Consider the following 22,608-nt stretch of genomic DNA (forward strand, 5'->3'; position numbering starts at 1 on the left):
CTTACTGCGCGGCAACTGCGTTAAGATCGTTGATGGCCTGAAGGATGTCGCCAATCAGGTCGGCGATGTTTTTACGCGCTTTGCCCACCTGATCTGCCTTTGCCGGGTCTTTGGCAATTTGCGAGAGCGTTCCAGCATCCTTGGAGAACTGCTCGTAGACCTTTCTCGACAGAACCAGCGTCGATAGTCCCTGTAGGCGATGTTGCCTGATCAGCGCGATTGCATCGGTAAACGCAACCGTGTTTCGATCGATGCCTTCGACACGGTTGAGGACCAAACGCAGCGGTGCGCGTTTGAGATTGGCCGCCCACTCGAAGAGTTTCACGGTCTCGACCACTTCCATCACCGTGGCCTTGGTCGGAACGAGCGTGAGGTCGCTGGCAACGATTGCTGTCGTCAACAAATCATTCATTGATCCCTGAACGTCGATCAGGATGACATCGGCATCGTCACTGTTGTTCAGCCGCCGCGTCAGTTCCTGCACCTTTCCAATTGGTTCTATGACAAGCCCTGCAGGCAGAGTGCCTGCAAGTCTGCATCGATCTGCCCACTGCAAGCAGGACTGCTGCGCGTCTGCGTCCAGGATCAGCACCCTGCTGCCATGGGCCGCCAATTCGGATCCAATCAACGTGCAGAGTGTGGATTTCCCCACCCCGCCTTTCGAGTTGGCGAATGCGATTATTGTCATGGTGGTGAAACCCTTCTCGGTGTGAGTGCGCCTTCTAAGCTAGGATGACACAACCATATATAATTTCAAAAGTAAATGGAGGGGCAGTCGGTCCTCTCAAGGCCCTATGGCCTGTCGGGCCACTAGGTCCTGCATGGCCACTGATGCACTTACAGCCCCTGAAGGCCGTCGTTACACTAGGGGCAGTAAGGGCAGTAGGGGCACTAGGTCCTGCACGGCCATTGATGTCCGTACAGCCCCTGCAGGCCGTCGGTGCACAATGGGCCGTAGGGGCTGCATGGCCTGGGCAGTCCGCAGGGCCTATGAAAAGAATCTATCATCAAGGCCATTTGCAAGATTATAAAAACATATATATAGATGGCAGGATAGGCAAAAATGAGATACATATTTTGCCATGTGCCCTCGCCGGACGGGCTTAACGACTTCCGGCAGTCCTGCTCACGCAGTCCCGGAAGCCGAATACAGAGAAGGCGGAATAAGATTGACCAAGAAAATGAAGAGCAAGATGCTGCATTTTCGGCTCAGCTATGCGGAATACGTCGGCTTCAAGGTGGCGATTGAGCAACTTGGCCTTACGCAAAGCGAGGCGCTGCGTCGTTTTGCGAGAGCTGTAAGTAGCTCTGGACCAACTTATGACGGAGAGGTGCGCGATGCCATTCGCGAATATGCGCGCCAACTCAAAGTGATTGGGGTGAACATCAACCAGATCGCCCGTATTCTGAACTCCGGCCGAACACCTGATTACCCCACTTTGCAGGCGGGTATCGGCCGCCTGACAAAGGAGCTGGTTGAGCAGGCGGAAGACTATAAGTCTCTGTGCGCCAACGCACGAAAGCGCGCTCAACGACAAATCGGGGTCGATCATGATTGATCCGATGGACGATCTGTTTTCCGGCCTCGAAGGTCTGACATTCCGGCGCCGGTCATTGCGACAGGCGGTCATCGACGCAGGTCTGATCCAGCAGGGCGTCTTCGATGCTCTGGCGAAATCAAAACCAAAGCGTCCGGCCAAACCGGGTTTATCAAGCGGAAAGCCGAAATCTGGTGTCGCGGTCAAAACCGGCGCGCGCCCGATCGACACGTCGCTTGAGGATGAGTGGAAGAAGCGTAAGAGCGCACAGGCAGGCGGTGGCGGCGGTGCTGCGGCCGCTCCCAAGAAGAATCTTGGTGCGGCAAAGGCAACTGCAGCTCCCTCACCCGCTCCTGCAAAATCACCAGCCGAAATCACCGCTGTTCGACTCAAAGTGGCAGCGGGATCACAGGCGGCCGTGGTCAAGATCGCAAGTTATGCGGCGGGTGCAAGCCGTGTGAATGCCCTCGTCCAATATCAGGGCCGTAACGGCGACCTTGCGCTGGAACGAGAAGACGGTAGCAAGATTGAAGGAACAGGAGATCTGGCCGCCCTCGCCCGCGCATGGACCGAGGAAGAGCCGGAGCGTGAGCCAAGCAAGGATGTGCTTCGCCTCACACTCGATATCGAGGGAGAACAGTTCTCCGGCCGTGGCGGACAGAAACAGATCCAGAGTGCCTTGCAGAGCGCCCTCCCCGGTCATCGCTTTGCCTGGGCCTCGGAAGAAAGACCCGATGGCACGATCCGCGTTGAGATCATCTCAAGTGCAGCTGCCCGCCGGCATGGCGAAGAGCTGAAGGCTAACCGCATCTTTGATAACCGCAAATCCCTGGCACAGCTTGAGGACCGGTTTGACCGTGCGTTCGGTATGGAAACCGACATGGACATGCGCGGCTTTGCACATGGCGTTGAGGGTACGGTGCGGTATCTGACTCAGTTGACCCGCGGTGGTAGTCGCGCCGTTCAGTCCGTCAGGCTTTCGAAAGACGGCGATTTCACCGATGCCACGACCCTGATCGGTCACAGTGCCAATCTCAAGGAAGCTCGCGACTGGAAACGGGATCTACGTTCGCGTGAGCAGCGTGACGTTGCCCATATCATCCTCAGTGCCAAACCCGGCACGGACAAAGATGCCTTTGTCGATGCTGCCCGCGCCATGCTGGCAGCAGAGTTTGCCGGACACAAATACGCCTTTGCCCTGCACGAGGACCGCCAACATATCCACGTACATGCGGTGGTCAAGATGCGGTCCGAAACCGGCGAGCGGCTTGATCCGAAAATACAGGATCTGCAGCGCTACCGGGAAACCCTTGCCCATGAAGCACGCGAACGTCACATTCCAATGGAAGCCGTCAGCCGGTTCGAACGTTCCAATCCGCCCGGCTACAAGCTGAAGGATATCCGGCGCGTCGAGCGCGGTGTTGCCTCTGAAAACGTCCGGCGCCGCGTCGATGCCGTTCGCTTGGGCAAGCCACATATTCCGATCCGGGAGGAAGGCCGTAAGCGAGCGAATGAAGCCCTGCAGGGCTGGCGCGCCGTCGAAGCTATCGCCGCGAGCCGGACCTTAGAACCTGTCCTGGCAGATGGGGCAACACGGCTTTATCGCGCCGACCGGCCGGGCGCATCCCTCACCAGTCAGCCGCTCTTTACCCGCGATCGCCAAGCGGCAACGCGCATGGCGGAACGAACAGGCGGAAGCCTGTCCTATATCGATGTGTCGCCGGCCGAACTCGCCGCGCTCAAGCCGTCACGTACCGATGTACTCAATCAGTTTGTCGTGACACCCGAACTTGCAGCAAACCGCAAGCCGCTCGACCGGCCGACAACCGCAACCATACTCGCATTCAAAAACCGCGCCGAACAGGCCGTTACGGCAGCGGCACAACGCGAGACATTCCGTCCAACCGAAATGACAGGAGCAACTGAAACCATGCCCAACCTGGAAACAATGCAATCGGCTTTTGACGACATCAACAATCAGATGAAAGTCGTCGAAGACACCTTGCCCGTCGAGCTTCTGCCGCAGGTGGAAACCGCTCGAAAGAGACTGAATGAAACGCAGCGCAATATGCTGAATGCTCAGCAGAATATCGAACGTAAGCGCGGCGCGGTGGAAGGTGGCCGTTATGTCGAACCGGTGCCACAGGATATCGGCAATTTCATTTCGGAGAAACGCGGCGAAACCATCCGTTATTCGCATCTCAAGGATGATGGCGAGATCGGCAAAGTCGCTTTTGTCGACAGCGGCAGTAAGGTCGAAATTCATGACTGGAGGAACCGCGAGGCAGTTCTTGCCGCCATGCAGGTTTCATCTGACAAGTGGGGCAACCTTACTGTCACGGGCACCTCTAGCTACAAGACGCTCGTGGTCGAGCTGGCAGCCGAACATGGCTTCCAGATCGCAAATCCAGAATTGCAGGATCAACTCAAACGTGAAACGGCGCGTCTTGACAGACTTAAGGCAGAGCGCCCCGGTTTTGTCGCAGGCAATGCGGAAAAACTGGAAACACCGACCCAAACGATAACTGCCCCGACTGTTCCAGTTTTGCCGGTTATTCCGCAGACGCAGACTCCGGACCGTGCAGAGCTGCCCCAGCCGCAATCGTCAGCTTTCACGGATACCGGTACCCTGGTCAAGATCAATGACAGGAACGATCGTGAAGCTGTTCGCGCTGCCATGGAGGAAGCGACGAAAAAATGGGGTGAAATCACCGTCACCGGTACGGCGCGTGACAAGGAGCAAGCGGTCAGCGTCGCGGCCGAACACGGCTATAAGCTCGCCAATCCCGAACTTCAGGAAAAGCTTGCCAAGGAAACCGCACGTTTTGAGCGAGAGCGCGAGAAGGACACAGCCCGCATTGCACGTGAGGCCGCCAAGGCCCCCGGTTTCGTTGACGCTGGAATTGCACGCAAAGAAGGCATGGAAGCGTGGGACAAGGTTATGAAAGCCTCTGCCGCCCAGATTGAAGCCATCAGCACAACACCGGCACAGTGGCAGGCCGCGGAGCAAGTCTATGGCGCAGCGCTCAATCAGGCCGCACAGCTTGCCCGCTCCGGAAACGCCTACCTGGTAGAAAAAGCCGGACAGGAAAAAGTTCTGAAGGAAGCGATCGAGAAGCAAGAAAGCCAGGCGGCGCAAGAAAGAGCAAAGGCGCTGCAGGACAAACCTAGGCGCACCGAAGGCGAAATCAGCATCGCGCTGGAGACAGTGCGTACACGTCTTGAAAATGAGGCTTCGCTTGAAACTCGGCAGGCCAACACATCTTCGGCGACGAATGAAAAGCCGTTCGAGGGCGGCGGAGAGGATCATGCCTATCGCACCCAGGCCGAGGCCGGAGCTGCACGACGAGCGGAACATGCGGCCCAAGCAGATCCGAAGCGCGAAATGCCTACGGATGTAAATCGTTCGTCGCAGGTAGAGCGCATGGCGCAGGATCAGGCCGAGCTGCTGAAGCAGCGACAAGAGATTGAAAAGGGGCAGACCCAAAAAAGTGTCCACCGTCAAAAACAGTAGAAGCGTATGCATTGAGCGAAAAAGACCGGCCCCTGTGGCCGGTCTTCTGCTTTCGAATTGTGCCGGCAGCCGCGAAATGACCGAAGGTCCCCGCACCGCACCAGGCTACGCCGCTATATCGTGGACTTCGCGCATGCCTTTGGCCGACTGGCGCATAAGCACATGATCACCCGTATCCGTTCGAAAGCATCTGCGCGACCGTTCGCTCAATTCTTCGGTGTCAGTACGGATCAAATCCTTTGAGTAAAGCTGTGCAAGGACATGGTACGTCGCGCCAAGCGAAGCCCGCAGTGCCTCCGCCAGTTCTGCAATCTCAATGCCTTCGCTTTCATTTCTCGACGGTATCCGACGAAGAACCATAAGTTCCTGCTTCGTGGCCTTGGGGTTTGGTGACATGCGTCTCTCCTCGTGAAGAAATCAATGGTGCGGCCAGTCGTCCGAGTAATCGTTGACAGTGTTCAGAATGAGCAAGGGGCGCTTCCAATCAGGTACAAACCCATTCCGCTATTGTACAGCGGGCATCGCCGCATTTTTGAAGCGCACCTGTTTGGGCTATCATCTTGGTCGCGCCGCTAACCGCTCCCCATTTCGATTGCTTGGCGTATTCCTTCAACGTTGCCAATGCAGCGCAATGCTCATAAGGAAATCCGCTATCGTCTCGGTCGTTGCGATATTGGTGGTTCCTGAATGTTATCACAACAGAGCAGGCTATGCCGCCGGCGCTCTGGCAGTAATTCAGCGCTGTTAGATCCGCTTCAGAGCGGGTCGCAGCTCCCCAAAAGATGCCACGTTTTCCATTGACATCCGAGAAGGCGATGGCGCCCCAAATCCCTTTTCCGGCAAGATCAATCGCCGCAGGTTCGGGTGGCCCGTCCTTTTGCATAATGTCGGCCGCTATGGCAGGCCATGAACACAAAATGCTCGCGACAAGTAGTAAAGGTCCGATCCGATTGGTCATGTGACCACTCCGTATTTTATAGTGAGGAATGAAGTGAGGAAGCAACATCCGCCGCACGCTATTGCTACGCCGAGGGAATCGAACGCACCCGGCGTTCAACAAAGGTTTGAAATTCTTTTGCAATTTTCGACACGGCCGGCCTCAATATAATCCGTCACGAGGTACGATGTTTCGAGACTGCTTGCGGGTAACTTTTGCGGGCACAGCTGATTGAGGGGGTGATTTTTGCTCAACCTTGTCCGATTGCTTTGCTGGTACGTCGGTCGTGCTTTGCGGTGTGTTCAGAACGACAGGAGCCGCATTCCTGCCAGCTGCCGAAGTCAAATCGGCGGCTTTTTCCTGCTTCTTCAGCGGTACGTACTTTCCAAATGGATCCTTGGCCGCGGCCTCCAGGGCAGTGGTGAAGCCTTCCATGGATGCCAGAGCCCTAACCTCAGTGGGTGCGGCATCTTTCGCAAGAAGACGAAAACTGAACTGCATTTCCTTGGAGTTCAAAATGGCCGCCTGGACAAAGTCGGAAAACGGAAATGCCGACATGCAACTCTGACCATTGCAAGTCCATTCACTGCCAGTGATCGACTTTTCCAAACCAGAAAAACTCAGCCGTAAGCCCACCTGCCGATCTAAGTCGGCAGGTAGTACGAATAGGACAATGGGCTTGTGTTCGCTATCGATCGCAATACGCCAAATCAATCCGCTATTGCCTGCATTGACCGTCTGTTCGGTTGAACAAATGCGTTTATTTCGGGATGGCCGCCAATCACACAGCAGCGTCCACGCGCCAAATGGCCGTTCAACACGAATAAAGTCTCCCCAGTCCAGTGTCTCGCCCGGTTCAACCAATGAGGCCAAGCGCAGGGTGACTGATCTGGTCTGAGTCGAATCGTCTACTTTGACTGTCTGCGGTTCTTGGGCTTGAACTGTGCCCGAGAATAAGAGGCTGATCAAAACTGCACTGATTTTGCGCAAAGGCGTATCCTCCAAAGCCACTAATTGAATGTCCAGCTTGCGCCGGCGTTCCAGGAGGTGTCAGATGTTTCGAATGAATGCGCCACAGCCGCATTCAAGCGGACAGTTCCATCCTCCGAGGTATATCCAACACCTACGGCCATACTTGTTGAGCTTTTGAAACCGCCCATTGCACCGGCAATACTGCCTTTGCCCGGACGATCATCATAGCGAAGCGCTGCAGTAGCCATCGCAGATGCGATACCGGCGCGCGCCTCAGCTTGAACATTCCGAATCTCGCCCGACAAATTCCCAAGGCGATTGTCGGTATAATCCTTCAGTTCGTTGAATTTGGAATCGGTGTAGCGGAAGGATTCGGTCTTGGCCCTTGTCAGTTGACCCAATGTCGCAGCATCGCTGGCGACAAGACCATCGGCTACGTTTCGCATAAGCACTGGACCACTAGATCCGCCATGGAGCGTGACACTGTTGCTGCGCGTCCCATCCTTATTCGTGTCGTAGGCAAGATTATTTTTGATCTGGCCGACATTCGCCGCGTCGGTATCGGCGGTCCCTGCGGCTACATTGCTGATCTTAACCGCCTGGCCTGTGCCATCTCCTGCCAAAATGATGTTATTGGTGGGTTTCCCGTTGGCGTCTGGGACATATTGTACCGACAGATCATTGGTGGCCTTCAACGCATCTCCAACATTACCGTACGTAACTCCGCCGATCTTGTACTTTGGACCGATAATGCTTCCGTCCGCATTGACCTTTACGCCGCCACCGAGACCATCGAGAGCGGAGGTCAGCTGACCCAAATTCACAGCATCATTTGCATCTTTGCCTGCAGCAACATTTCCGAGCTTGACGGTATTGCCGGTTCCATCATTGAGCGTGACACCGCCAGTCTTTTTGCCGGAAGCATCACGGTTGTAAAACACGGCACCATCTTGAATGCTTGCAACATCGCCTTCGGTTTTGGTGATCCTATTCTCGTGGTTGGCCAAAGTTTGATCCTGGCGCGCATTCACCGCCTTGATATCGGTGACGTCAGTCTTGATGTTGGCAATGTCACTTTCGCTCTTGGTGATCCGGTTCTCGTGATCCGCGAGTGTTTTGTCCTGCCGGTCATTGACTGCCTTGATATCAGTGATGTCGTTCTCGTTTTTCGTTATCCGGTTTTCGTGATTGTCCAGTCTCGCATCCTGCTGTGCATTCTTGGCATCGATATTGTTCAGCCGGCCGTCCTGCTCCGCATTCTTGTTGGTATTCGCGGTGATGCGGTTTTCGTGGTCAGTCAGCGTTGCATCCTGCCGGTTGTTGACGGCATTGATGTTGTTGATCTGGTTTGTATGATCATTGATGGTGTTCTTGATGGGATCTGACAATCGTATGGGATTGCCTGCGGTTCCGTCACCGACGATAGTGGCGCCATCACTCGACACTGACTTAGGCGCTCCCGACAGTGTATTGATCTGGTTTTGAAGGTTTGAAATGGCGTTGTTGACCGAGCCTGTGTCAGCAAAGTCTCCGCTCTGGTATGGGTTCTCGTAGCCCCCGGAATTGCCTCCCCCGCAATTGGGTACAATCGCTGGCGTTCCGGGATTTCCGCCACCGCCACCCGATCCACCATCACTTCCCGCGGGCTGATAAGGCTGTCTTCCTGGCTTGAGCACGCAGCCGCTTGTGCCGGTTACCGCAGGTGCTGCCTCGGCAGCACGTGGTGCTATCGAAAAGCTTCCGGCACTCAACACAGTGGCGGACAGTAGAATTTTCATAACTCGCATATTAAAATGCCTCGCGGTTCCCGGGTTGTTAGGACAGGCGATCCTGTCCAGTTCTGATCGTTGTTGGTTCTTCGATCGTATTTCTCAGCGCTGGAGCCGGGACCGGGAAACCTGCAAGTTTTCCGGTCCGACCCATATGTCAGGGCTGACTATTTGCTGACAGATTTGACAGAGGCTTTTGAAGCATCTGCTCCACGCTGATAGTTTTCCAGTTCCGCAGTCGTCAAAGGAGCGTTGCCGATCGGCGCAAGGCTCTTGTCCAAGGGCCTTACCTCAAGACGATAGTCGCCACGGCTTCCGGGTCCCCCATTCCCATTGTCGTTCGCATCAGCAAAAGCGTTCAGCGGCAGGGCGAATGAGCCCGCAGAAATGACAGCGGCGGCAAAGAGAAGGTTCAGTGATTTCATTTCGATTTCCTTTTGGATTTATGTCCCGATGGACAGACTTTGGTGAATTCTTGAAAGACTATTGTTTGGTCTCGTGTGCTTATTCTCTGTTTGCTGCGATCATCCTTCCTCTTTCCTGTGCCTATCTGGCGCTGTCCTAGGCAGACAACGCTGTATTTGTGATCCTTGGTTTGCTGAGCTCCGCTGATACTAAGGCCCATGGCTCGTCCGACGTGACAGCACCAAGGCTTGCGTTCATTCGCATCAGAGCACCGGCTAGCCGTTCAACATCGGAAACACGGCCAGCCTCGATCGCTGTGCGCGCAATGGTTGCGACGGCTGCCACCTGTTCAGTTGCATCCGCAAAGCCATAATCGATCCGGGTATTATCCTCGTCATCGACGGTTTCATCAGGCCCGGCGACTGAACTTGATGTGGAGTTGAATGAAGGATCGGGGTCTTGCCCACGTTCACTTTCGTCCTCGACGAGAGGATGCGCCGCAAACGGATCATCTGGATCGACGGCCGCCGAGATAGTGTCACCGACACTCGCCGGGGTGAGCGCAGCAGCTGTAGCGGCCGGAATTACCACGGTCGTGAAACCTGCAGCGATGTCGGCATCTGTCGATGTAGAAACAGCTTCAGCTTCGGGCGTTGCGAGGACCACGGTCGATTTGGCGTCCTGCAGAACAGCTGGATGAGCTGCCTGGACGCGTGGTTGCTGCGTTCGCGCATAAAGCCGGGACCTCTCTTCGGTCACACCGCGACGTGCCTCGATAATTGCCACGCGCAAAGGCGCTATCGCTGCAATCGCACGCTTGCGCGCCTGCTTGCCTCGGATATTGAATGATCCGTCTTCGCCGATAAGCGGACCGTAATATTCGGGCGTGAGCCGCAGATTCTGCAATAAATAGGCCGCCGTATCACTATCCTGTGCCGACACCGCATGACGATACACTTGGGCAAATCGGTCAGTATTCCGGTATACGGATCGGGCCAGATCGATAATGTCGCCGGCTTCGTCATCCATCGACCGACTGACTGGAATAGATACGGTAGCACCAGCTTGACCGACGGGCGAGAACGGCATTTTTGGCTCGAACTCATCAGCGACTGGGCTGATATTTTCAACAGGTTCTTGCGACGTTTGTGGTGGACGGTCGTTGAAGAGCGGCCATTCAGGTGTCAACACCAGCTCCGGTTTTGGCATCTTTGACGTATAAGACGCCACCTGACTGCGCCGATCGACGAACTTTTTGTCCGCATAGAAGTTAAGCTTGTTCAGGATCGCGCCATAAGTGCCACGGATCTGCAGGATGGTTGCGTTGTCATCGAGGCGCAGAACAGCGTCCGGGTCCATCAGCGGAATAAGCTCGAACCGGCCTTGCGAGGCCTGCCTGCTCAAAAGCAGCCCGCCCGTCTTTCCCCACCCTTCCCGTTCGACGTACTGACGCCCCAGATTGCCTGAGACGATTTTGGCGGTGGTATCGTCGCCAACCGCAATGTTGAGCTTGATATCCATATTGCCGAGGAGTGCATCGCGGGTCTTCACCCCGTAACGCTCATCGATCTGGGGAATGTTCTGCGCGATAAGCGCGATCGTCATGCCATAGCCGGCAACAAGCGGCGCACGCTTGATAATCTCCGGAAGGCGCTCGAACTGATAGAACTCGTCAAGCATCATCAGAATCTTGTACGGTTCATCCTTACCCGGAACATTGCGCAACATGACGTCGTGAATCTGCTGGATCAACAAACGCAAAAGCGGTTCGACCGTGCCGAAGTCCGAAACCGGGCTGGCGACAAACAATGAATATGGATTGCGGCGCAGCTCGCGAATATCGAAATCACTGGCGCTCGTTGCCTCTGCCATCAGCAAATTGTTGAAAGGGGCCAGCGCTGTAACGACATTGCCTTCAAATGACGGTCGCTGTTCCTCATCTCGGCCGAGATGCTGTTTAAAACTGTCAACGATGAACTGATTGAGATCAGGTTCCGTGCGAAGGATAACCTCAAGAACTTTCGAGAATGAAACGCCCGTCGAGAACAGACGCAACACAGAGCGCAGGTTGCGTCTGCCCTCCATGGTCTTCGACTCCAGCACATAACCGAGCACCCCGGCACACAGGCTTCGCGCTGTTTCCTTCCAGATCGACGTTTCCTTGGCATCAAGCGGAATGAGGCTGGCCGCGAGATTGAGCAGGTCCGTCGATCGCTCGGGCCAATCGCGGACGAAATCGAGCGGGTTCCAGCGATGGGTAAACTTTGAACCTGGTGCAAAGACAAAGCATTTCTGCCCTATGGCAAGGCGCGCCGGGCCTGTCTTTTCCCAATTTTCGAGCTTCACATCGAGGACGATCGTGCTGCCCTGGTACTCAAGAAGATTGGTCATGACGAAGCCACGGCCTTTGCCGGAGCGCGACGGGCCATTGACGAAGAAATGACTGTCACCGCTGTAGCGGACTTCTGGAGCGTTTTTGCCTTGGCCAAATGTCCCGAGCAGGATCGATTTACCGGGAATCCCGTCCAGCAGTCCCGCCTTCTTTAGATCCTTCAGCGCAGCGAAGCGTGAGCCGTCTGCAGGTGGCTTGACCGCCCACGGACGCTTCACCAAAATATAACTTCCAATGCCGAGAGCGACAGCTTCGAGCGCCGTTGAAACGGCTGCAATCGATCCAATCCGACTTATGCGGGCATCGCTGAGATAGGCGGTAAGCTGCTTAGCCGGCATCATTATGTCGCCACCAAAGAAGGCTTGCCACATGGCAGTTGATTTCAGGACGAAAAAGCTAGTGGCCGCATAATTGGCGGACCAGCCCATGAAGAGACCAGCCGCCGCCACGCAAGGTCCAAGCGTCACAAGTGCAATCTTTTCATAGCTCTTCAGTGTCATCGCGATGCCGCTCCACACCAGTGCGAGATCCGCGCCGCCTTGGATCGCGCGCCGGCCGTCCATTCCAACGCCAATCCCTCTCCAAAGAGGATCGCGCCGATGTCCGATCCATCCTGCAGCACGAGCCAACCAAGGGACCGGCCATACCGATCGATTTCACCGGTATGTTTGATGGTCACCAATTCGCCGCTGATGAGTTCGCGAAGCCGGGCTTTGGCTTCAAGACCTTTCGCGAGCTCGTTCTCGCATGTCGGGTGCGATACTTCTGGTGTGTCGATATCCTTCAAGCGTACCTTGACCGCACAGCCGTGTTTGAAACCGGTCTCTGGCTTGCAAGGCAGAGCAACGGTATCGCCGTCAATCACGATGATCCGATCACCGCTGATATTCTCGGTACGCGCTACCTGAGCGCTGGCCACTGCAATCCCGGTCACCATGCAGCATGCGAAAACAGCCGTCATCCCCGTCTTCTTCATCGAACTGGCTTCCACTTGTTGAAGTAGATTTCAGTGACGCCGCGGCGCCCCGTTTTCGGGTCGCGCCCGATCTGGATGATGATGGGAACGACAAAGCGCACGAATTCGAGCAACTCTGCTTTCGAGAGGCCGAGACCCGCTTGCATCGCCATCATCGCAAGACGCTCATAAGCGCCGCGGGGATTGTCAGCATGCAAAGTCGACATAGAACCTGGGTGACCGGTGTTGATCGCCTGCAGAAAAGAAAAGGCTTCGGCGCCGCGTACCTCACCCATGAAAATACGGTCCGGACGCAAACGCAAAGATGCTTCAAGACAATCCTGGATCGTCGTGCGCGCCCTTCCCTGTCCGCCCTTGGATGCCACAAGCGACAGAAAATTGGGTTGCGGCGGCTTGAGCTCGCGCGTGTCCTCAATGGAAATAATCCGCTCCCATTCCGGCACGTCCTTCAGGAGCCCATTGAAGAATGTTGTTTTTCCGGAAGACGTGCCGCCTGCAATGAGCATTGTCATGCGGTTTTCCACCGCAAATCGTAGCGCTTCTCGTCTGGCTGCCGGTGCCGGTTCTTTGAGCCTCTCGATAAAACCCGCTTCGATGTCTGTCACATAGTCTTCGCCCGCCACCTCGCTGCCAGGTATGCGGACGTTATCAAGGCCACCGAGTGCCATATACTGGTCCATGCTCATATCGGTGATAACCTGCTTGCGGATCGAGAATGCCCCGCCCATGGAGGCAACCGGCGACAACACTGCCTGAAACCGCTCGCCATTCGGCATTGCCGCCGACAAAAGCGGTGTTTCCTCGTTGACGTTCTGGCTGGTATTGCCGGCAATCATGCGCGCGAGATAGCCGATCGCATTGCCAGTGAGATCAGGCACGTCGTGGCGCACCATATGCGCAACACCACGCTCTTCGATCCAGACTTCTCCGGGCCGGTTGCACATGATTTCGATCACGTCAGGGCTTTGCAGCCACTGCTTTATGGGCGTGGCCGCTTGCCTCATATATGTGGACATCCCGGCCCACATCGCGTCCTGTTCAACGCTTGGCGTTGAAACCTTTGGGGTGACGTAGTTCATAAAGGGCCTCTTTCACCGGATCCGGATAAAGGGATGAGAAGTCGAGATCGCGCCGGACAAACACCATGATCTGGGTGCCCTGATCGACATGAATGGTCGGCGGTATGTTGATTGAATCCTTCAGCGCCTGGTTGGCCATGTCGGACATAGTTTGCGAGATCGTCTGCTGCGCCTGGGTTGCGCCATTGTTGTTCGAGCCATTGGATCCGGGCCCGGCATTGGACGATCCGTTGGAGTTAAGGCCGGCAATGAATGACGAGACGCCGCCAACGAGCGAGAGGACGGCGGATGCACCGAACCGCTCGAGGTAATGTTTGTCGACGAACCCGGCGACCCCGGAACGGCCAAGATCATCCGTCCCATAGGAGCCGAGCGATACGGAGGTGCCGTCAGCGCGCAGCGCCCGTGTCCAGACGATCAGGATCCGTGTCTGACCGCGTGACAAGCCGCTGCGATATTCGCCTGTCAGCATGGTGCCTTTTGGCAGCAATACGCGGCGGCCGTCGAATGAATAAATGTCAGACGAGATCACCGCGCGAACCATGCCGGGCAAATCCGACTGGATAGCTGTTTCGAGAATGCCCCGGATCAAAGTGCCCTGCGGGATCAACGCGTCAATCCGGTGGTTTTGCGTGGCTTTCACCAACTCGACGTCCTGCGCTGAGGTCCGGCCGAGAAACCGCCTGTTGGCATCCTCGTCCGGTTCCATGCCGGCAGAAGATCCGCCGGCGCTGTCACCTCCGAGTGACCCGCCAGATTGACCAACCGATCCGTCAACGACGAGCATATTGGAGCGAAGCCGCTCCAGGCGGCGCGCTTCTTCCTCGCGTCGCAGCCGTTCGGCCTCTTCCGCGGCACGGCGCGCAGCGCCGTCATCAATCTGTACGACAGGAGGCGCCATGACTGGCGCAACAACAGGTTCCGGCGCGGGAGGTGGAGGCGCAATAACCAGCCTGTTGTCCGCAGGTTCCGATGGCACGCTGAACGACAGGTTCGGTGCCGAGCTCGCAGTCCGGAATTCCTCATCCGTGGTCAGATCGGTCCGCGCCGATGGCTTCAGGTACGAGATATAACCGGCATAACCGAGCGCACCAATGGCCACGGTGACCAGGAGACCGGCAACAAGCGGATTCGAGCGCCCGTTGCCTTTCACAGCGACGGTCTCGCCAATACTCGCTTCCCGTTCAAAATCAATCGTCATGGCCAAAGTCCCCGATCGTGGCATTCATCTTTTCTGAATTCATTACCGGCACTGACCCAATCGCTGTGCGGCAGATCGCTTGAGGCCAGTGCCGGTCTCCCCGTCGCCGCTTCATCTCGACGGCAAGGAAATAGCTGTCATGCGCATCCTGTCTGGCATCATAGGTATCTGTATCGAGGGGCATGGTGGGGTTGGGATTATCGGTCATAGGAGCGGCCTCCCACACTGCTTGAAGCGACGGCGCGCTTTCCGGTTAGCTTCATGTTGAAGACGCAGGTGACCACCTTGCCGCTGCGTAAGGTCCACTGCCGGCTGACTTTATCAACGACGATGTAATTGCCTTCGCGCCGGTAATTGACGAGCGTTTCGCTGCCGTCTGACTTGACGGCAAAGATGCCAGGCACTTCGCCCGAAAACTCGAAAAACGTCTTGGTGCCGTCATCGGCAACGGAGACGGGCTTGTTTTCCTTGTCGCCTTTGTAACCGTAGTCGTAATTGACCTTGAGTGGATCCGAGAGCGCTGCCCGCACATTCGGCATGGCGGCATTGAGCTTGGCCTGCGCCATGAGTCGCGCATCCGCTTCATCATCCGGATAGGTGAAGCGCAGCTTGATGACGGCGGTTCTTGAATTGCCGACTGGAGCTCCCTTCATCATGAAATTGTAGACGCGCTTCGACGTGACGACATTCATGTTGGTGACGGCATTGGGCTCCAATGGTTTGATGAACAGGAATTTCTTCGATTGATCGGGAACGGCCTGCCAGCTCTGGCTGTCGCCCATGGCAACCGTTGCAATCGCCTCGTCATCGTTAAAGACGACCATGGTCGAGACGCCCATCATCCCCGACAGGAAAATGATGTTGTCCTTCTGGTAGGTCACAGTACGGATCCGCTCATCGGCCTTGACTGATTTCGGGGTGCTTTCCGCAAACGCTGAATTGCCGGCATATCCTACGACCGCGCAGAACACGCCGCACAGTAATGCCGTACGAGTGCGTGCCTTCATGGCTTCACCTCGCGAACGTCGGGCGTAATTGTTTCTTGGTCGCGGCGGTACTCTGTCACCTGAAATCCAAGAGGATTGTCAAAGCGCCAATCGTTGCGCATGGGTTCCGATGTGTAACGGAAACGCACATTGGCGACCCAATGCTCGATGACCGTCCCTTGCACGCTTGCGCGGGTGGTCGAGAACCGGGCCGCCGCCGTCTTGTCGTTGAGAAAGATGATGCTCTTGATCTGCACCGAAACAATAGCGTTCGGACCGAATGTTTTCATCGGATTGTTCGGATTCGATCCGGAATAGAGCCCAGCAAGATCTTGCGCGGCCTTGCCCGTCGAATAAAGCGAGGCCAGTTCAAAATTGTCGCGCAATCCCTTTGGATCATAGGTTTCACGCGCTCTGATAAAGCGGACGATATTGGCTCGGGTGACTGCCTCATTTTGCGTCAGGTCGCCGCCAGCCCGCAGTGGCTGGCTCGCCTCGACATAGCCAGTTGTCTTGTCCACCTCGAGGACAACGACATCGAAAGATTTCAACGGTAGCATCACCCAGAGCAGGCCAATCGCGGCCGCCGATGTTGCGCCCATGCAAATAGCGACCGTGCGCCACACACCGCGCGAAATCGCAACGGAGCGATAAACTGATTTCTCCCAGCGTTCTCCGTCAGCATAGTATTTATGATCGATCACAGCTGGTTCATGTGTGGACATAGTTTCCCCGCTCAATTCGGTCGTTCCTTCAATCAATGTCATCGACGTGCATTCCTTGCTGCGGCCTGGACTTGGGCGAGCGAAGCATCTGCCGCGTGAAGACTGGCCGACGGTCCACCATCTCCATTAAGGCGCCCTTGCAGGGCAGCAACGCGATCGCTTCCGAAGCGGCCTATTGCTCTTGCGGTATCGCGGATGCCCGTATTGCCACGATCCAGACGAGCACCACCGGAGATGCCGTGAGCCAGATGGAGTGATTGTTTCAGCACCAACGCAGTAATGACGCACATCAACAGGAATGGTGCGATTACAGTCATGGCGGTATCGGCGGTCATGCCCTGAACACCGGACAATGTGTCTTGCAAAAGGAGCAGCATCACGCCGAGCAGCGCGTAAACGATGATGGGCAACAGCGCATATTGCGCAAGCGATCGCATCCAGCCGTCAGTGATGTGCGACGTAAAGTTGAAGATGGCAAAACAAAGAATAATCGGCCCGATCGCCAGCAACGTGAACATCGTCATCTTGCCGATCATCAAAAGGACGACTGCGATGGCGATTAGTGCGCCGACGACCGCCATGACGAAAATGGCGAGGATCATCAGGCCAACACCTGTCCAGCCCCCGGCTGACGAAATGGTCTTCGACGCTTCCAGTCCTGCCGTCCAGATATCCGTCAAGCCTTGGCTCATGGATGAGCTACTGGACCCGCATGTTGTTCCGCCCGCCGCCTGACACACCAGTGTCGCCATCGCATTGGGAGCTTCTATCAACGGCGTGACAATCAGAGGTTGATAAGTTCCCCAGGAAAAGATGAAAGCATAGATGAAGATGAGCTTGCCAAACCGCCAGACAAAAGCACCGGCAGTCATCTGTGCCCGGCCGAAAAGCATTTCATAGCCCCACCAGACGACAAAGCAGGTCATACCAGCAAGATATACGGGCAACAGCGCTGTGCTCAGCGTATTGTAGAGGTTCTGCACCATTGCGGTGCCCATGCTATCGACCTTGCCGAAGAGGCTCGCAAAGATGTCGTTGTTGAGTGTCGGACCAGCCATTTTTTAATTCTCCGGAATGACTGAATCGGGTGGGACCAGTGCAGCTGGCATCGCCGGCAGCGGGTTGACGTCAAGCATTGCTCCGCAGCCCATCGAGGCGAATGCCGATCCGGACCAATATGAATAAGGCTGCAATCCCGCCGAACACGGAGCTTTCAGTTCCTTGTGACCGGCACATGCTGGCAGGACCAACAAAGCAAGACCGGCAACGAGGACCGCGATGAGATGATCTGGACGGCAGATTCTGGTCATGGCTTCACCAACCGCGCCTTTGACGGGTCATAGTCCATGATCTTCTTCGTCTTGTCGGCGACGGCCTTATCTGCATCAATTGATTGCTGACGAAGAGACACATCTTCTTTGAGCACGCTGGAGACGTCCGTCAGCGCATAAGCCAGCAACAGGAGTGCACCCGTCAGAAGCAGGATCACTTTCCACTGACCGAGAAGCTTAAGAAAATTCATCATGGTGCGACGAACCTCGCCTTGGAAGCGTCGTAGCTCATGATCTTGGCCGACTGGGCCTGTGCCGCGAGTTCCTGCATCTGCTGCGCATTCAAAGCCGCATTGCCCGCATTCATGACGCCGATCAGTTCATTGACAGTCTGTGCTGTCTGGGTCTGCAGCTGAGAATTCTGATCGATGGAGCCCTTGATATCGGGGGCTGTGCCGATCAGTTGCCCGGCCTGCTGGAACGCTTGGCTACGCTGGCGTGCGCTCGATTGCGTACCGGATATCATGCCCTGCAGGGCCGACGCCGTATTCACAGCACTCTGATAGGCCCTGTCCGACCCAGAGAAGCTTCCCGAGTCCGACTTGCCTGAAAGCGACTTCACCAGATTGAGCGCGTTCAAAATGGTCGCAGCCGTTTTCCCGAACTCGCCAAGATTGCCCCAGGACATCTGCCCCCCCATCAGTGACCCAAAGTCAGGGGCGCCACCCATCGAAAACCCGGAGCCGAGTGCCGCATTGGCAATGTTCGACGTGGACCGGTTACCCGTTACGGCTTCCAATGTCTTGTTGACCGTATCGAGGATATTGCTGTTCGACTTCATTATCTCGGACGTATGCGCGGCTGTTTTAGTCGCCTGTTCGAGCGTCGCATCGTCCTTGACCGGCACTTGCGCATTGGCCGTGCCCGCCAATGTCAGCGCACCGATGAGGACGCTAGCGCCGATGCCGATGTTGCGACAAAGAGAAGTTGTCTTGCGTTGCATGATCAGTTTCCTTGGCTCGGGGTTGAACTTGGATTTGTCAGCGCGTTTTTCGCGGCCTCCGCCTGAAGCCGCGCCAATTCCTTTTGAATGGCATCGAGGTCGGTAGTGCCGGTTGAAACATTCTCAGAATTGTCGGACTTGACCTTGCCATCATCGACAAGCCGTACCTTTGACTTGTCGTAGTTCATGATATTGGCGGTCGCGCTTGCCGCCGCCGTTTGGTCGAGCAATTGCTGGTTTTGCAGCTGAAGCCGTGTCGTGCCGCCCTGCACCGCTTGTCCCCATAATCCCGCTTCGGACAGACGGCCGGATGAATTCTGTTCAAACGCGCCTTGAATGGAGTTGACAGAACCGATGGCCTGACCTTGGTTAGCCAAGCCGCTTTGGTTCTGCTCGATGGCGGCGCTGACAGCGCTAAGGGCACCTATCACCTGGCCGGCATTGTTGGATTTCAGGGCAGCCACGCCGCCCACGACTGCCATGATGCCGGCAAGATCCACACCGCCAACACTCGTGCCGCTGAGAGCGCCACCCATGATGTTACCGCCGCCCGATTGTGACAGTGATCCGCCGCCGCCCTGGTCCGCAAAGCTTCCCCGAACCCCATTGGTCGGGCTTTCTGTCCGCTTCTTGTAGGTCCGGGCCCGTTCCATGCAGACCTGCGTGTTGGATTCTTTGCCCGTTCGATCCGCGTCATTGGTGGGAACTTGGGCGAAAGCCGGAAGCGACAGGCAAACGAACAGACTTGCAGTACTGAAACGCAGATTCATTGTCATGCTTCAGTCCTCCATCGGCAAAAATAAGGGAGCCAGTTCTCAGGGGCATCGCCATGGCGTTCGCGCAACTCCGCACACTCGGTAACGCTGGCTTCGTTACCTGAGAGTACCTTGACGAAATCGAGCATCTGGGAGAGATCGAGCGTGGCAATCACGCTATCGTGGTCATGCTTGATGAGGAATTGCCGCGCCTCTGGAGGAGTATTGAGAATCCAATCGTACTCAGCGCGCGATAGTTTGAAGCCATCGATATAGCTTTCAACATCGGCCCGCGGATTTGGAAAGAAGATGTTTGTTGGCGTCTGCTCAAGCAGCGTGTGCGCCATCTTCGATGACACAATATCTTTGGCCGACTGCGTACCAAAACCGACAATACCGTTAAGTTTGCGGATGGTTTTCAGTTTATCGGTGACAAACCCGGAGAACTTATCGTCATTGAGGATCTTCCAGCCCTCATCAATGAACAGCATCATCGGCGTCTTGCCGTCCAGCATGCCCTCAATGCGATGGAAGATGTAGCCGAGTGCCGCCGTCCGGATATCGGGATCGTCCAGGACCTTGGTCAGGTCAAAACCAAATATCCCCTTGTCATCGTCCCAGAGGTCGGCAGGATTGTTGAACAGCCAGCCGCGTGTGTCGCACCAGATATCAAATCGTGATGCAAGATCGTCGTGTCCGGCTTGCTCGCCGCCACGCAGAAGATGAGAAACTTCGGAGAATTTCCGCTCATGCACAGGGATCTGGAAAATCTGCTGGACCGCAGACTCCAAAATTTTCTCCTGTTCAGCTGATAGGTCCGTGCGTCCGTCCCTCGGGCGCACAAGATAGCGGAGCAGATTGAGCACGAAATCCCGATCGCTGGGACTTCCCTCAAGCTGCAGCGGATTGAAGCCGGTAGGAATCCCTGGCTCCAAAACCTCGTATTGGCCACCCATCGCCCGAATGAAGACATCGGCCCCGCGGTCCTTGTCGAAGAAGGCGCAGCGAGGTTGCGGATGTATCCGCATCGCCTGTGCCATCAGGAAAGACAGACCGACCGTTTTGCCTGATCCTGTTGGACCGGTCACCGTGAAGTTGCCGACCTGGCGCCGATGGAAATTGAAAAAGTATGGTGTCATCGAAGTCGTCTGCAGCAGGGCTATTGCCGGCCCCCAATGGTTGCCTTCACGCTTGCCCACGGCAAAGTTATGGAACGATGCGAGGCCACAGAAATTGCGAGATGAAATCATGGCCCGGCGAGCAATGTATGCGAAATTACCGGGCAGCTGTGCCCAGAAGGCTGGCTCAGCATTCAAATCTTCCCGAACGGAAACCATGCCGGTATTCTGAATTTCCTTGGTTACCGCCTGGACGCAGGTCTCCAATTCCTTCAAGCTGTCGCCGATCGCCATAACCGTCAGATGGTGATACCCCATGACCGCACGGCCGTTGACGATCTCGTCACGCGCCGTATTAATGGCCTGTTCAAGAGATGTCCCGGCCTCGTCTGAAGCGGCGATCTGGCGTTCGATCTTGGCGATTTCGGCCATGACCGGGGCGCGATCCTGCAAGGCGAACGATTGCGTAGCGATGAATTCACCCGGTATCTTCAACAGGCCGTCGAGTACACCTGAGACTGTCCAGGAGGTGTATTCGCGCACGGATACCATCGATCCGAAGCGTGTTTCCCGATCTACAGCACCGCGCAACTCAAGTTGTTTTTTGCCAAAAGTGATGCGCCGTGTTGGCAGATATTCGTCAAACCCCATGCGAGGCAGAAGCATAGGAATTTCCTGTGCGCCATTGAGGAGCTGCGCCAGGAATTCAAGCGGCTGTGAAAATACGCTGCCTTTGCGTTCGACCACGGTCAGGATGCGCGCCCCGTATTCGGCCATATCTTTTTGAATATTGGCGACCTGTTCGCGTAGTTCCTGTCTGGCTTCGCGATCGAGGACATCGGCAGAAACACCGGCGGCCTTGCGAAAGCGTGATACAAAAGCGTCCGCGAAGCCAACTTTTCCCTGAAATCCTCGGCGTATGATCGTCAGATAGAGATCATTCACATACATGCGTTTTTCGGAGAGGCCGTACATGTATCGGTCATTCAATTCGCGGCAGAACGGATTAGTGAAGGATCCAGTCGTTTGAGGATGAATGCGCCGCCTGATTATGTGGCTGTAGACGGCATATCGGCTGTCGCTGAGTGAACGCATCAAGGTGTTGCGCACATTCGCCTTCATATCGATTTCGATTTGATCTGCTGTCTGGTGGCAGAAACCATCAATCTTGATGACTGACAGGATCATTCCGTCCTTGGTGCGAAGTGTGTTTTCGTCAACGTGCCGTACGTAAGGTACGTGAGAAGAGACCTTCTTCTCACGTGCGGCAATTGCACCAAATTCCAGTGAACTACGAACAGCACGTTGTATCGCCATTTTATTCCTCAATGCGTGTAGGAATTGCCGCCCCAGAAACCGCGATTGCGGGTTCCGGCACATTTTGAAAGCCGAACACGGATGATATCGACAAGCCGGACATCCTTGATCGTCAGCACGTAGGAAGCCGCGTGCATCGGGAGGATGAGCAGGAACATCAGAAGATTTTTGGTGTTGAGAAAGACCATCAACACGAGAACGATTTCTGCCACGAACAGGCCCCAGGGAATTCCCCACAGCATGCGTGGCCGTGTCAGGCCAAGGACGAGCGGGACAGCTTGCGGCTTTTCCTGGTCGGTATTTTCCATACTCATGGGTTAATTACCGATCCCGCCAGAGATTGAAGATACGAGTTGCGCACCGCCGAAAATAAAGGCGACGCCGACAACAATGGAAAACAGCCATGACCAGGGAACCCGGCTCGTCAGGGCAAGATAGCCAACAGCGCCAACAGCGATCGTCGCTGCCGTCGTTGCAAATGTTCCGGTCATGAATGTGAGAACCTGCTGGAACACATTATTGATTGGCTGGAACACAGCACCGCCACTGCCGGCGGCAGCTGAAATCTCTGGATTTCCCGCCACTGCAAAAGCGATCATCAGTGCAGCGCAGCTTACATTCATAACGCGGGTTTTATGGATGAATTTCAT

22 protein-coding genes are annotated in these 22,608 nt (G+C 55.8%); 2 read left to right on the plus strand and 20 right to left on the minus strand.

Going from position 1 to position 22,608, the window contains the following annotated elements:
* Window position 1 precedes the first annotated feature (1 nt).
* A complete protein-coding gene (locus ACIQWS_RS23995; RefSeq protein ID WP_223615626.1) occupies window positions 2–688 on the minus strand; it encodes a ParA family protein in 687 nt (228 codons plus the stop codon).
* A 481-nt stretch (window positions 689–1,169) separates the two neighbouring features.
* Here ACIQWS_RS23995 and mobC point away from each other — a divergent pair, with 481 nt between their 5' ends.
* Both mobC and ACIQWS_RS24005 read left to right on the plus strand, forming a co-directional pair.
* Window positions 1,170–1,559, plus strand: a complete 390-nt coding sequence (gene mobC, locus ACIQWS_RS24000) for a plasmid mobilization relaxosome protein MobC (protein WP_223615625.1) — start codon at window positions 1,170–1,172, stop codon at window positions 1,557–1,559.
* Window positions 1,552–5,052 carry an LPD7 domain-containing protein gene (locus tag ACIQWS_RS24005; protein ID WP_223615624.1) on the plus strand — a complete coding sequence of 1,167 codons (3,501 nt, stop codon included), beginning with the start codon at window positions 1,552–1,554 and terminating at the stop codon, window positions 5,050–5,052. The genes mobC and ACIQWS_RS24005 overlap by 8 nt, the downstream gene beginning before the upstream one ends.
* Window positions 5,053–5,157: 105 nt before the next feature.
* Here the strand turns inward: ACIQWS_RS24005 and ACIQWS_RS24010 are convergent, their stop codons facing one another.
* The 19 genes from ACIQWS_RS24010 to ACIQWS_RS24100 form a co-directional block, all read right to left on the minus strand.
* Entirely contained in the window at window positions 5,158–5,448 is a 291-nt protein-coding gene (locus ACIQWS_RS24010) for a helix-turn-helix transcriptional regulator (protein ID WP_223615623.1), read from the minus strand.
* An 88-nt stretch (window positions 5,449–5,536) separates the two neighbouring features.
* A complete protein-coding gene (locus ACIQWS_RS24015; RefSeq protein ID WP_223615622.1) occupies window positions 5,537–6,010 on the minus strand; it encodes a DUF4189 domain-containing protein in 474 nt (157 codons plus the stop codon).
* Window positions 6,011–6,151: 141 nt separating this feature from the next.
* Entirely contained in the window at window positions 6,152–6,979 is an 828-nt protein-coding gene (locus ACIQWS_RS24020) for an invasion associated locus B family protein (RefSeq protein ID WP_223615621.1), read from the minus strand.
* Window positions 6,980–6,999: 20 nt separating this feature from the next.
* The gene (locus ACIQWS_RS24025) at window positions 7,000–8,739 is read right to left on the minus strand and encodes a YadA-like family protein (protein ID WP_223615620.1); all 1,740 of its coding nucleotides are present in this window, start codon (window positions 8,737–8,739) and stop codon (window positions 7,000–7,002) included.
* 158 nt (window positions 8,740–8,897) lie between these two features.
* On the minus strand, window positions 8,898–9,155 hold the full coding sequence (locus tag ACIQWS_RS24030; protein ID WP_223615619.1) for a hypothetical protein: 258 nt from the start codon (window positions 9,153–9,155) through the stop codon (window positions 8,898–8,900).
* 136 nt (window positions 9,156–9,291) lie between these two features.
* Window positions 9,292–12,090: a type IV secretory system conjugative DNA transfer family protein gene (locus ACIQWS_RS24035; RefSeq protein ID WP_223615618.1), complete on the minus strand. Its 2,799-nt coding sequence runs from the start codon at window positions 12,088–12,090 to the stop codon at window positions 9,292–9,294.
* Window positions 12,024–12,503 (minus strand): thermonuclease family protein, encoded by a 480-nt coding sequence (locus ACIQWS_RS24040; RefSeq protein WP_223615617.1) that lies wholly within the window; start codon window positions 12,501–12,503, stop codon window positions 12,024–12,026. The genes ACIQWS_RS24035 and ACIQWS_RS24040 overlap by 67 nt, the downstream gene beginning before the upstream one ends.
* Window positions 12,500–13,507 (minus strand): P-type DNA transfer ATPase VirB11, encoded by a 1,008-nt coding sequence (gene virB11 / locus ACIQWS_RS24045; protein ID WP_223615616.1) that lies wholly within the window; start codon window positions 13,505–13,507, stop codon window positions 12,500–12,502. The genes ACIQWS_RS24040 and virB11 overlap by 4 nt, the downstream gene beginning before the upstream one ends.
* Window positions 13,508–13,541: 34 nt before the next feature.
* Complete coding sequence (gene virB10, locus ACIQWS_RS24050) at window positions 13,542–14,783, minus strand: type IV secretion system protein VirB10 (RefSeq protein WP_223615615.1); 1,242 nt, start codon at window positions 14,781–14,783, stop codon at window positions 13,542–13,544.
* The gene (locus ACIQWS_RS24055) at window positions 14,773–14,991 is read right to left on the minus strand and encodes a hypothetical protein (protein WP_223615614.1); all 219 of its coding nucleotides are present in this window, start codon (window positions 14,989–14,991) and stop codon (window positions 14,773–14,775) included. Before ACIQWS_RS24055 ends, virB10 begins: the two co-directional genes overlap by 11 nt.
* Window positions 14,981–15,790, minus strand: a complete 810-nt coding sequence (gene virB9 / locus ACIQWS_RS24060) for a P-type conjugative transfer protein VirB9 (protein WP_223615613.1) — start codon at window positions 15,788–15,790, stop codon at window positions 14,981–14,983. Before virB9 ends, ACIQWS_RS24055 begins: the two co-directional genes overlap by 11 nt.
* The gene (locus tag ACIQWS_RS24065) at window positions 15,787–16,536 is read right to left on the minus strand and encodes a virB8 family protein (protein WP_223615612.1); all 750 of its coding nucleotides are present in this window, start codon (window positions 16,534–16,536) and stop codon (window positions 15,787–15,789) included. The genes virB9 and ACIQWS_RS24065 overlap by 4 nt, the downstream gene beginning before the upstream one ends.
* Window positions 16,533–17,552, minus strand: a complete 1,020-nt coding sequence (locus tag ACIQWS_RS24070) for a type IV secretion system protein (RefSeq protein ID WP_223615611.1) — start codon at window positions 17,550–17,552, stop codon at window positions 16,533–16,535. Before ACIQWS_RS24070 ends, ACIQWS_RS24065 begins: the two co-directional genes overlap by 4 nt.
* A gap of 248 nt (window positions 17,553–17,800) precedes the next feature.
* Window positions 17,801–18,019: a hypothetical protein gene (locus ACIQWS_RS24075; protein WP_223615610.1), complete on the minus strand. Its 219-nt coding sequence runs from the start codon at window positions 18,017–18,019 to the stop codon at window positions 17,801–17,803.
* Complete coding sequence (locus ACIQWS_RS24080; RefSeq protein WP_223615609.1) at window positions 18,016–18,768, minus strand: type IV secretion system protein; 753 nt, start codon at window positions 18,766–18,768, stop codon at window positions 18,016–18,018. The genes ACIQWS_RS24075 and ACIQWS_RS24080 overlap by 4 nt, the downstream gene beginning before the upstream one ends.
* 2 nt (window positions 18,769–18,770) lie before the next feature.
* Window positions 18,771–19,538, minus strand: coding sequence for a hypothetical protein (locus ACIQWS_RS24085; RefSeq protein WP_223615608.1), 768 nt, complete (start codon window positions 19,536–19,538; stop codon window positions 18,771–18,773).
* A gap of 2 nt (window positions 19,539–19,540) precedes the next feature.
* On the minus strand, window positions 19,541–21,958 hold the full coding sequence (locus ACIQWS_RS24090) for a VirB4 family type IV secretion/conjugal transfer ATPase (protein WP_223615607.1): 2,418 nt from the start codon (window positions 21,956–21,958) through the stop codon (window positions 19,541–19,543).
* A gap of 8 nt (window positions 21,959–21,966) precedes the next feature.
* Window positions 21,967–22,272, minus strand: coding sequence for a type IV secretion system protein VirB3 (locus ACIQWS_RS24095; RefSeq protein ID WP_223615606.1), 306 nt, complete (start codon window positions 22,270–22,272; stop codon window positions 21,967–21,969).
* A 3-nt stretch (window positions 22,273–22,275) separates the two neighbouring features.
* Window positions 22,276–22,608: a TrbC/VirB2 family protein gene (locus ACIQWS_RS24100; RefSeq protein ID WP_223615605.1), complete on the minus strand. Its 333-nt coding sequence runs from the start codon at window positions 22,606–22,608 to the stop codon at window positions 22,276–22,278.

It is taken from the genome of Phyllobacterium sp. NPDC097923 (genome assembly GCF_044760925.1).
GTDB classification, from domain to species: domain Bacteria; phylum Pseudomonadota; class Alphaproteobacteria; order Rhizobiales; family Rhizobiaceae; genus Phyllobacterium; species Phyllobacterium calauticae.

Coding starts and splice junctions, on each gene's coding strand:
- ACIQWS_RS23995 (WP_223615626.1), bottom strand. CDS start 688: ATGACAATAATCGCATTCGCCAACTCGAAAGGCGGGGTGGGGAAATCC.
- ACIQWS_RS24005 (WP_223615624.1), top strand. CDS start 1,552: ATGATTGATCCGATGGACGATCTGTTTTCCGGCCTCGAAGGTCTGACA.
- ACIQWS_RS24010 (WP_223615623.1), bottom strand. CDS start 5,448: ATGTCACCAAACCCCAAGGCCACGAAGCAGGAACTTATGGTTCTTCGT.
- ACIQWS_RS24015 (WP_223615622.1), bottom strand. CDS start 6,010: ATGACCAATCGGATCGGACCTTTACTACTTGTCGCGAGCATTTTGTGT.
- ACIQWS_RS24025 (WP_223615620.1), bottom strand. CDS start 8,739: ATGAAAATTCTACTGTCCGCCACTGTGTTGAGTGCCGGAAGCTTTTCG.
- ACIQWS_RS24030 (WP_223615619.1), bottom strand. CDS start 9,155: ATGAAATCACTGAACCTTCTCTTTGCCGCCGCTGTCATTTCTGCGGGC.
- ACIQWS_RS24035 (WP_223615618.1), bottom strand. CDS start 12,090: ATGGACGGCCGGCGCGCGATCCAAGGCGGCGCGGATCTCGCACTGGTG.
- ACIQWS_RS24040 (WP_223615617.1), bottom strand. CDS start 12,503: ATGAAGAAGACGGGGATGACGGCTGTTTTCGCATGCTGCATGGTGACC.
- virB11 (WP_223615616.1), bottom strand. CDS start 13,507: ATGAGGCAAGCGGCCACGCCCATAAAGCAGTGGCTGCAAAGCCCTGAC.
- virB10 (WP_223615615.1), bottom strand. CDS start 14,783: ATGACGATTGATTTTGAACGGGAAGCGAGTATTGGCGAGACCGTCGCT.
- ACIQWS_RS24055 (WP_223615614.1), bottom strand. CDS start 14,991: ATGACCGATAATCCCAACCCCACCATGCCCCTCGATACAGATACCTAT.
- virB9 (WP_223615613.1), bottom strand. CDS start 15,790: ATGAAGGCACGCACTCGTACGGCATTACTGTGCGGCGTGTTCTGCGCG.
- ACIQWS_RS24065 (WP_223615612.1), bottom strand. CDS start 16,536: ATGACATTGATTGAAGGAACGACCGAATTGAGCGGGGAAACTATGTCC.
- ACIQWS_RS24070 (WP_223615611.1), bottom strand. CDS start 17,552: ATGGCTGGTCCGACACTCAACAACGACATCTTTGCGAGCCTCTTCGGC.
- ACIQWS_RS24075 (WP_223615610.1), bottom strand. CDS start 18,019: ATGATGAATTTTCTTAAGCTTCTCGGTCAGTGGAAAGTGATCCTGCTT.
- ACIQWS_RS24080 (WP_223615609.1), bottom strand. CDS start 18,768: ATGCAACGCAAGACAACTTCTCTTTGTCGCAACATCGGCATCGGCGCT.
- ACIQWS_RS24085 (WP_223615608.1), bottom strand. CDS start 19,538: ATGAATCTGCGTTTCAGTACTGCAAGTCTGTTCGTTTGCCTGTCGCTT.
- ACIQWS_RS24090 (WP_223615607.1), bottom strand. CDS start 21,958: ATGGCGATACAACGTGCTGTTCGTAGTTCACTGGAATTTGGTGCAATT.
- ACIQWS_RS24095 (WP_223615606.1), bottom strand. CDS start 22,272: ATGAGTATGGAAAATACCGACCAGGAAAAGCCGCAAGCTGTCCCGCTC.
- ACIQWS_RS24100 (WP_223615605.1), bottom strand. CDS start 22,608: ATGAAATTCATCCATAAAACCCGCGTTATGAATGTAAGCTGCGCTGCA.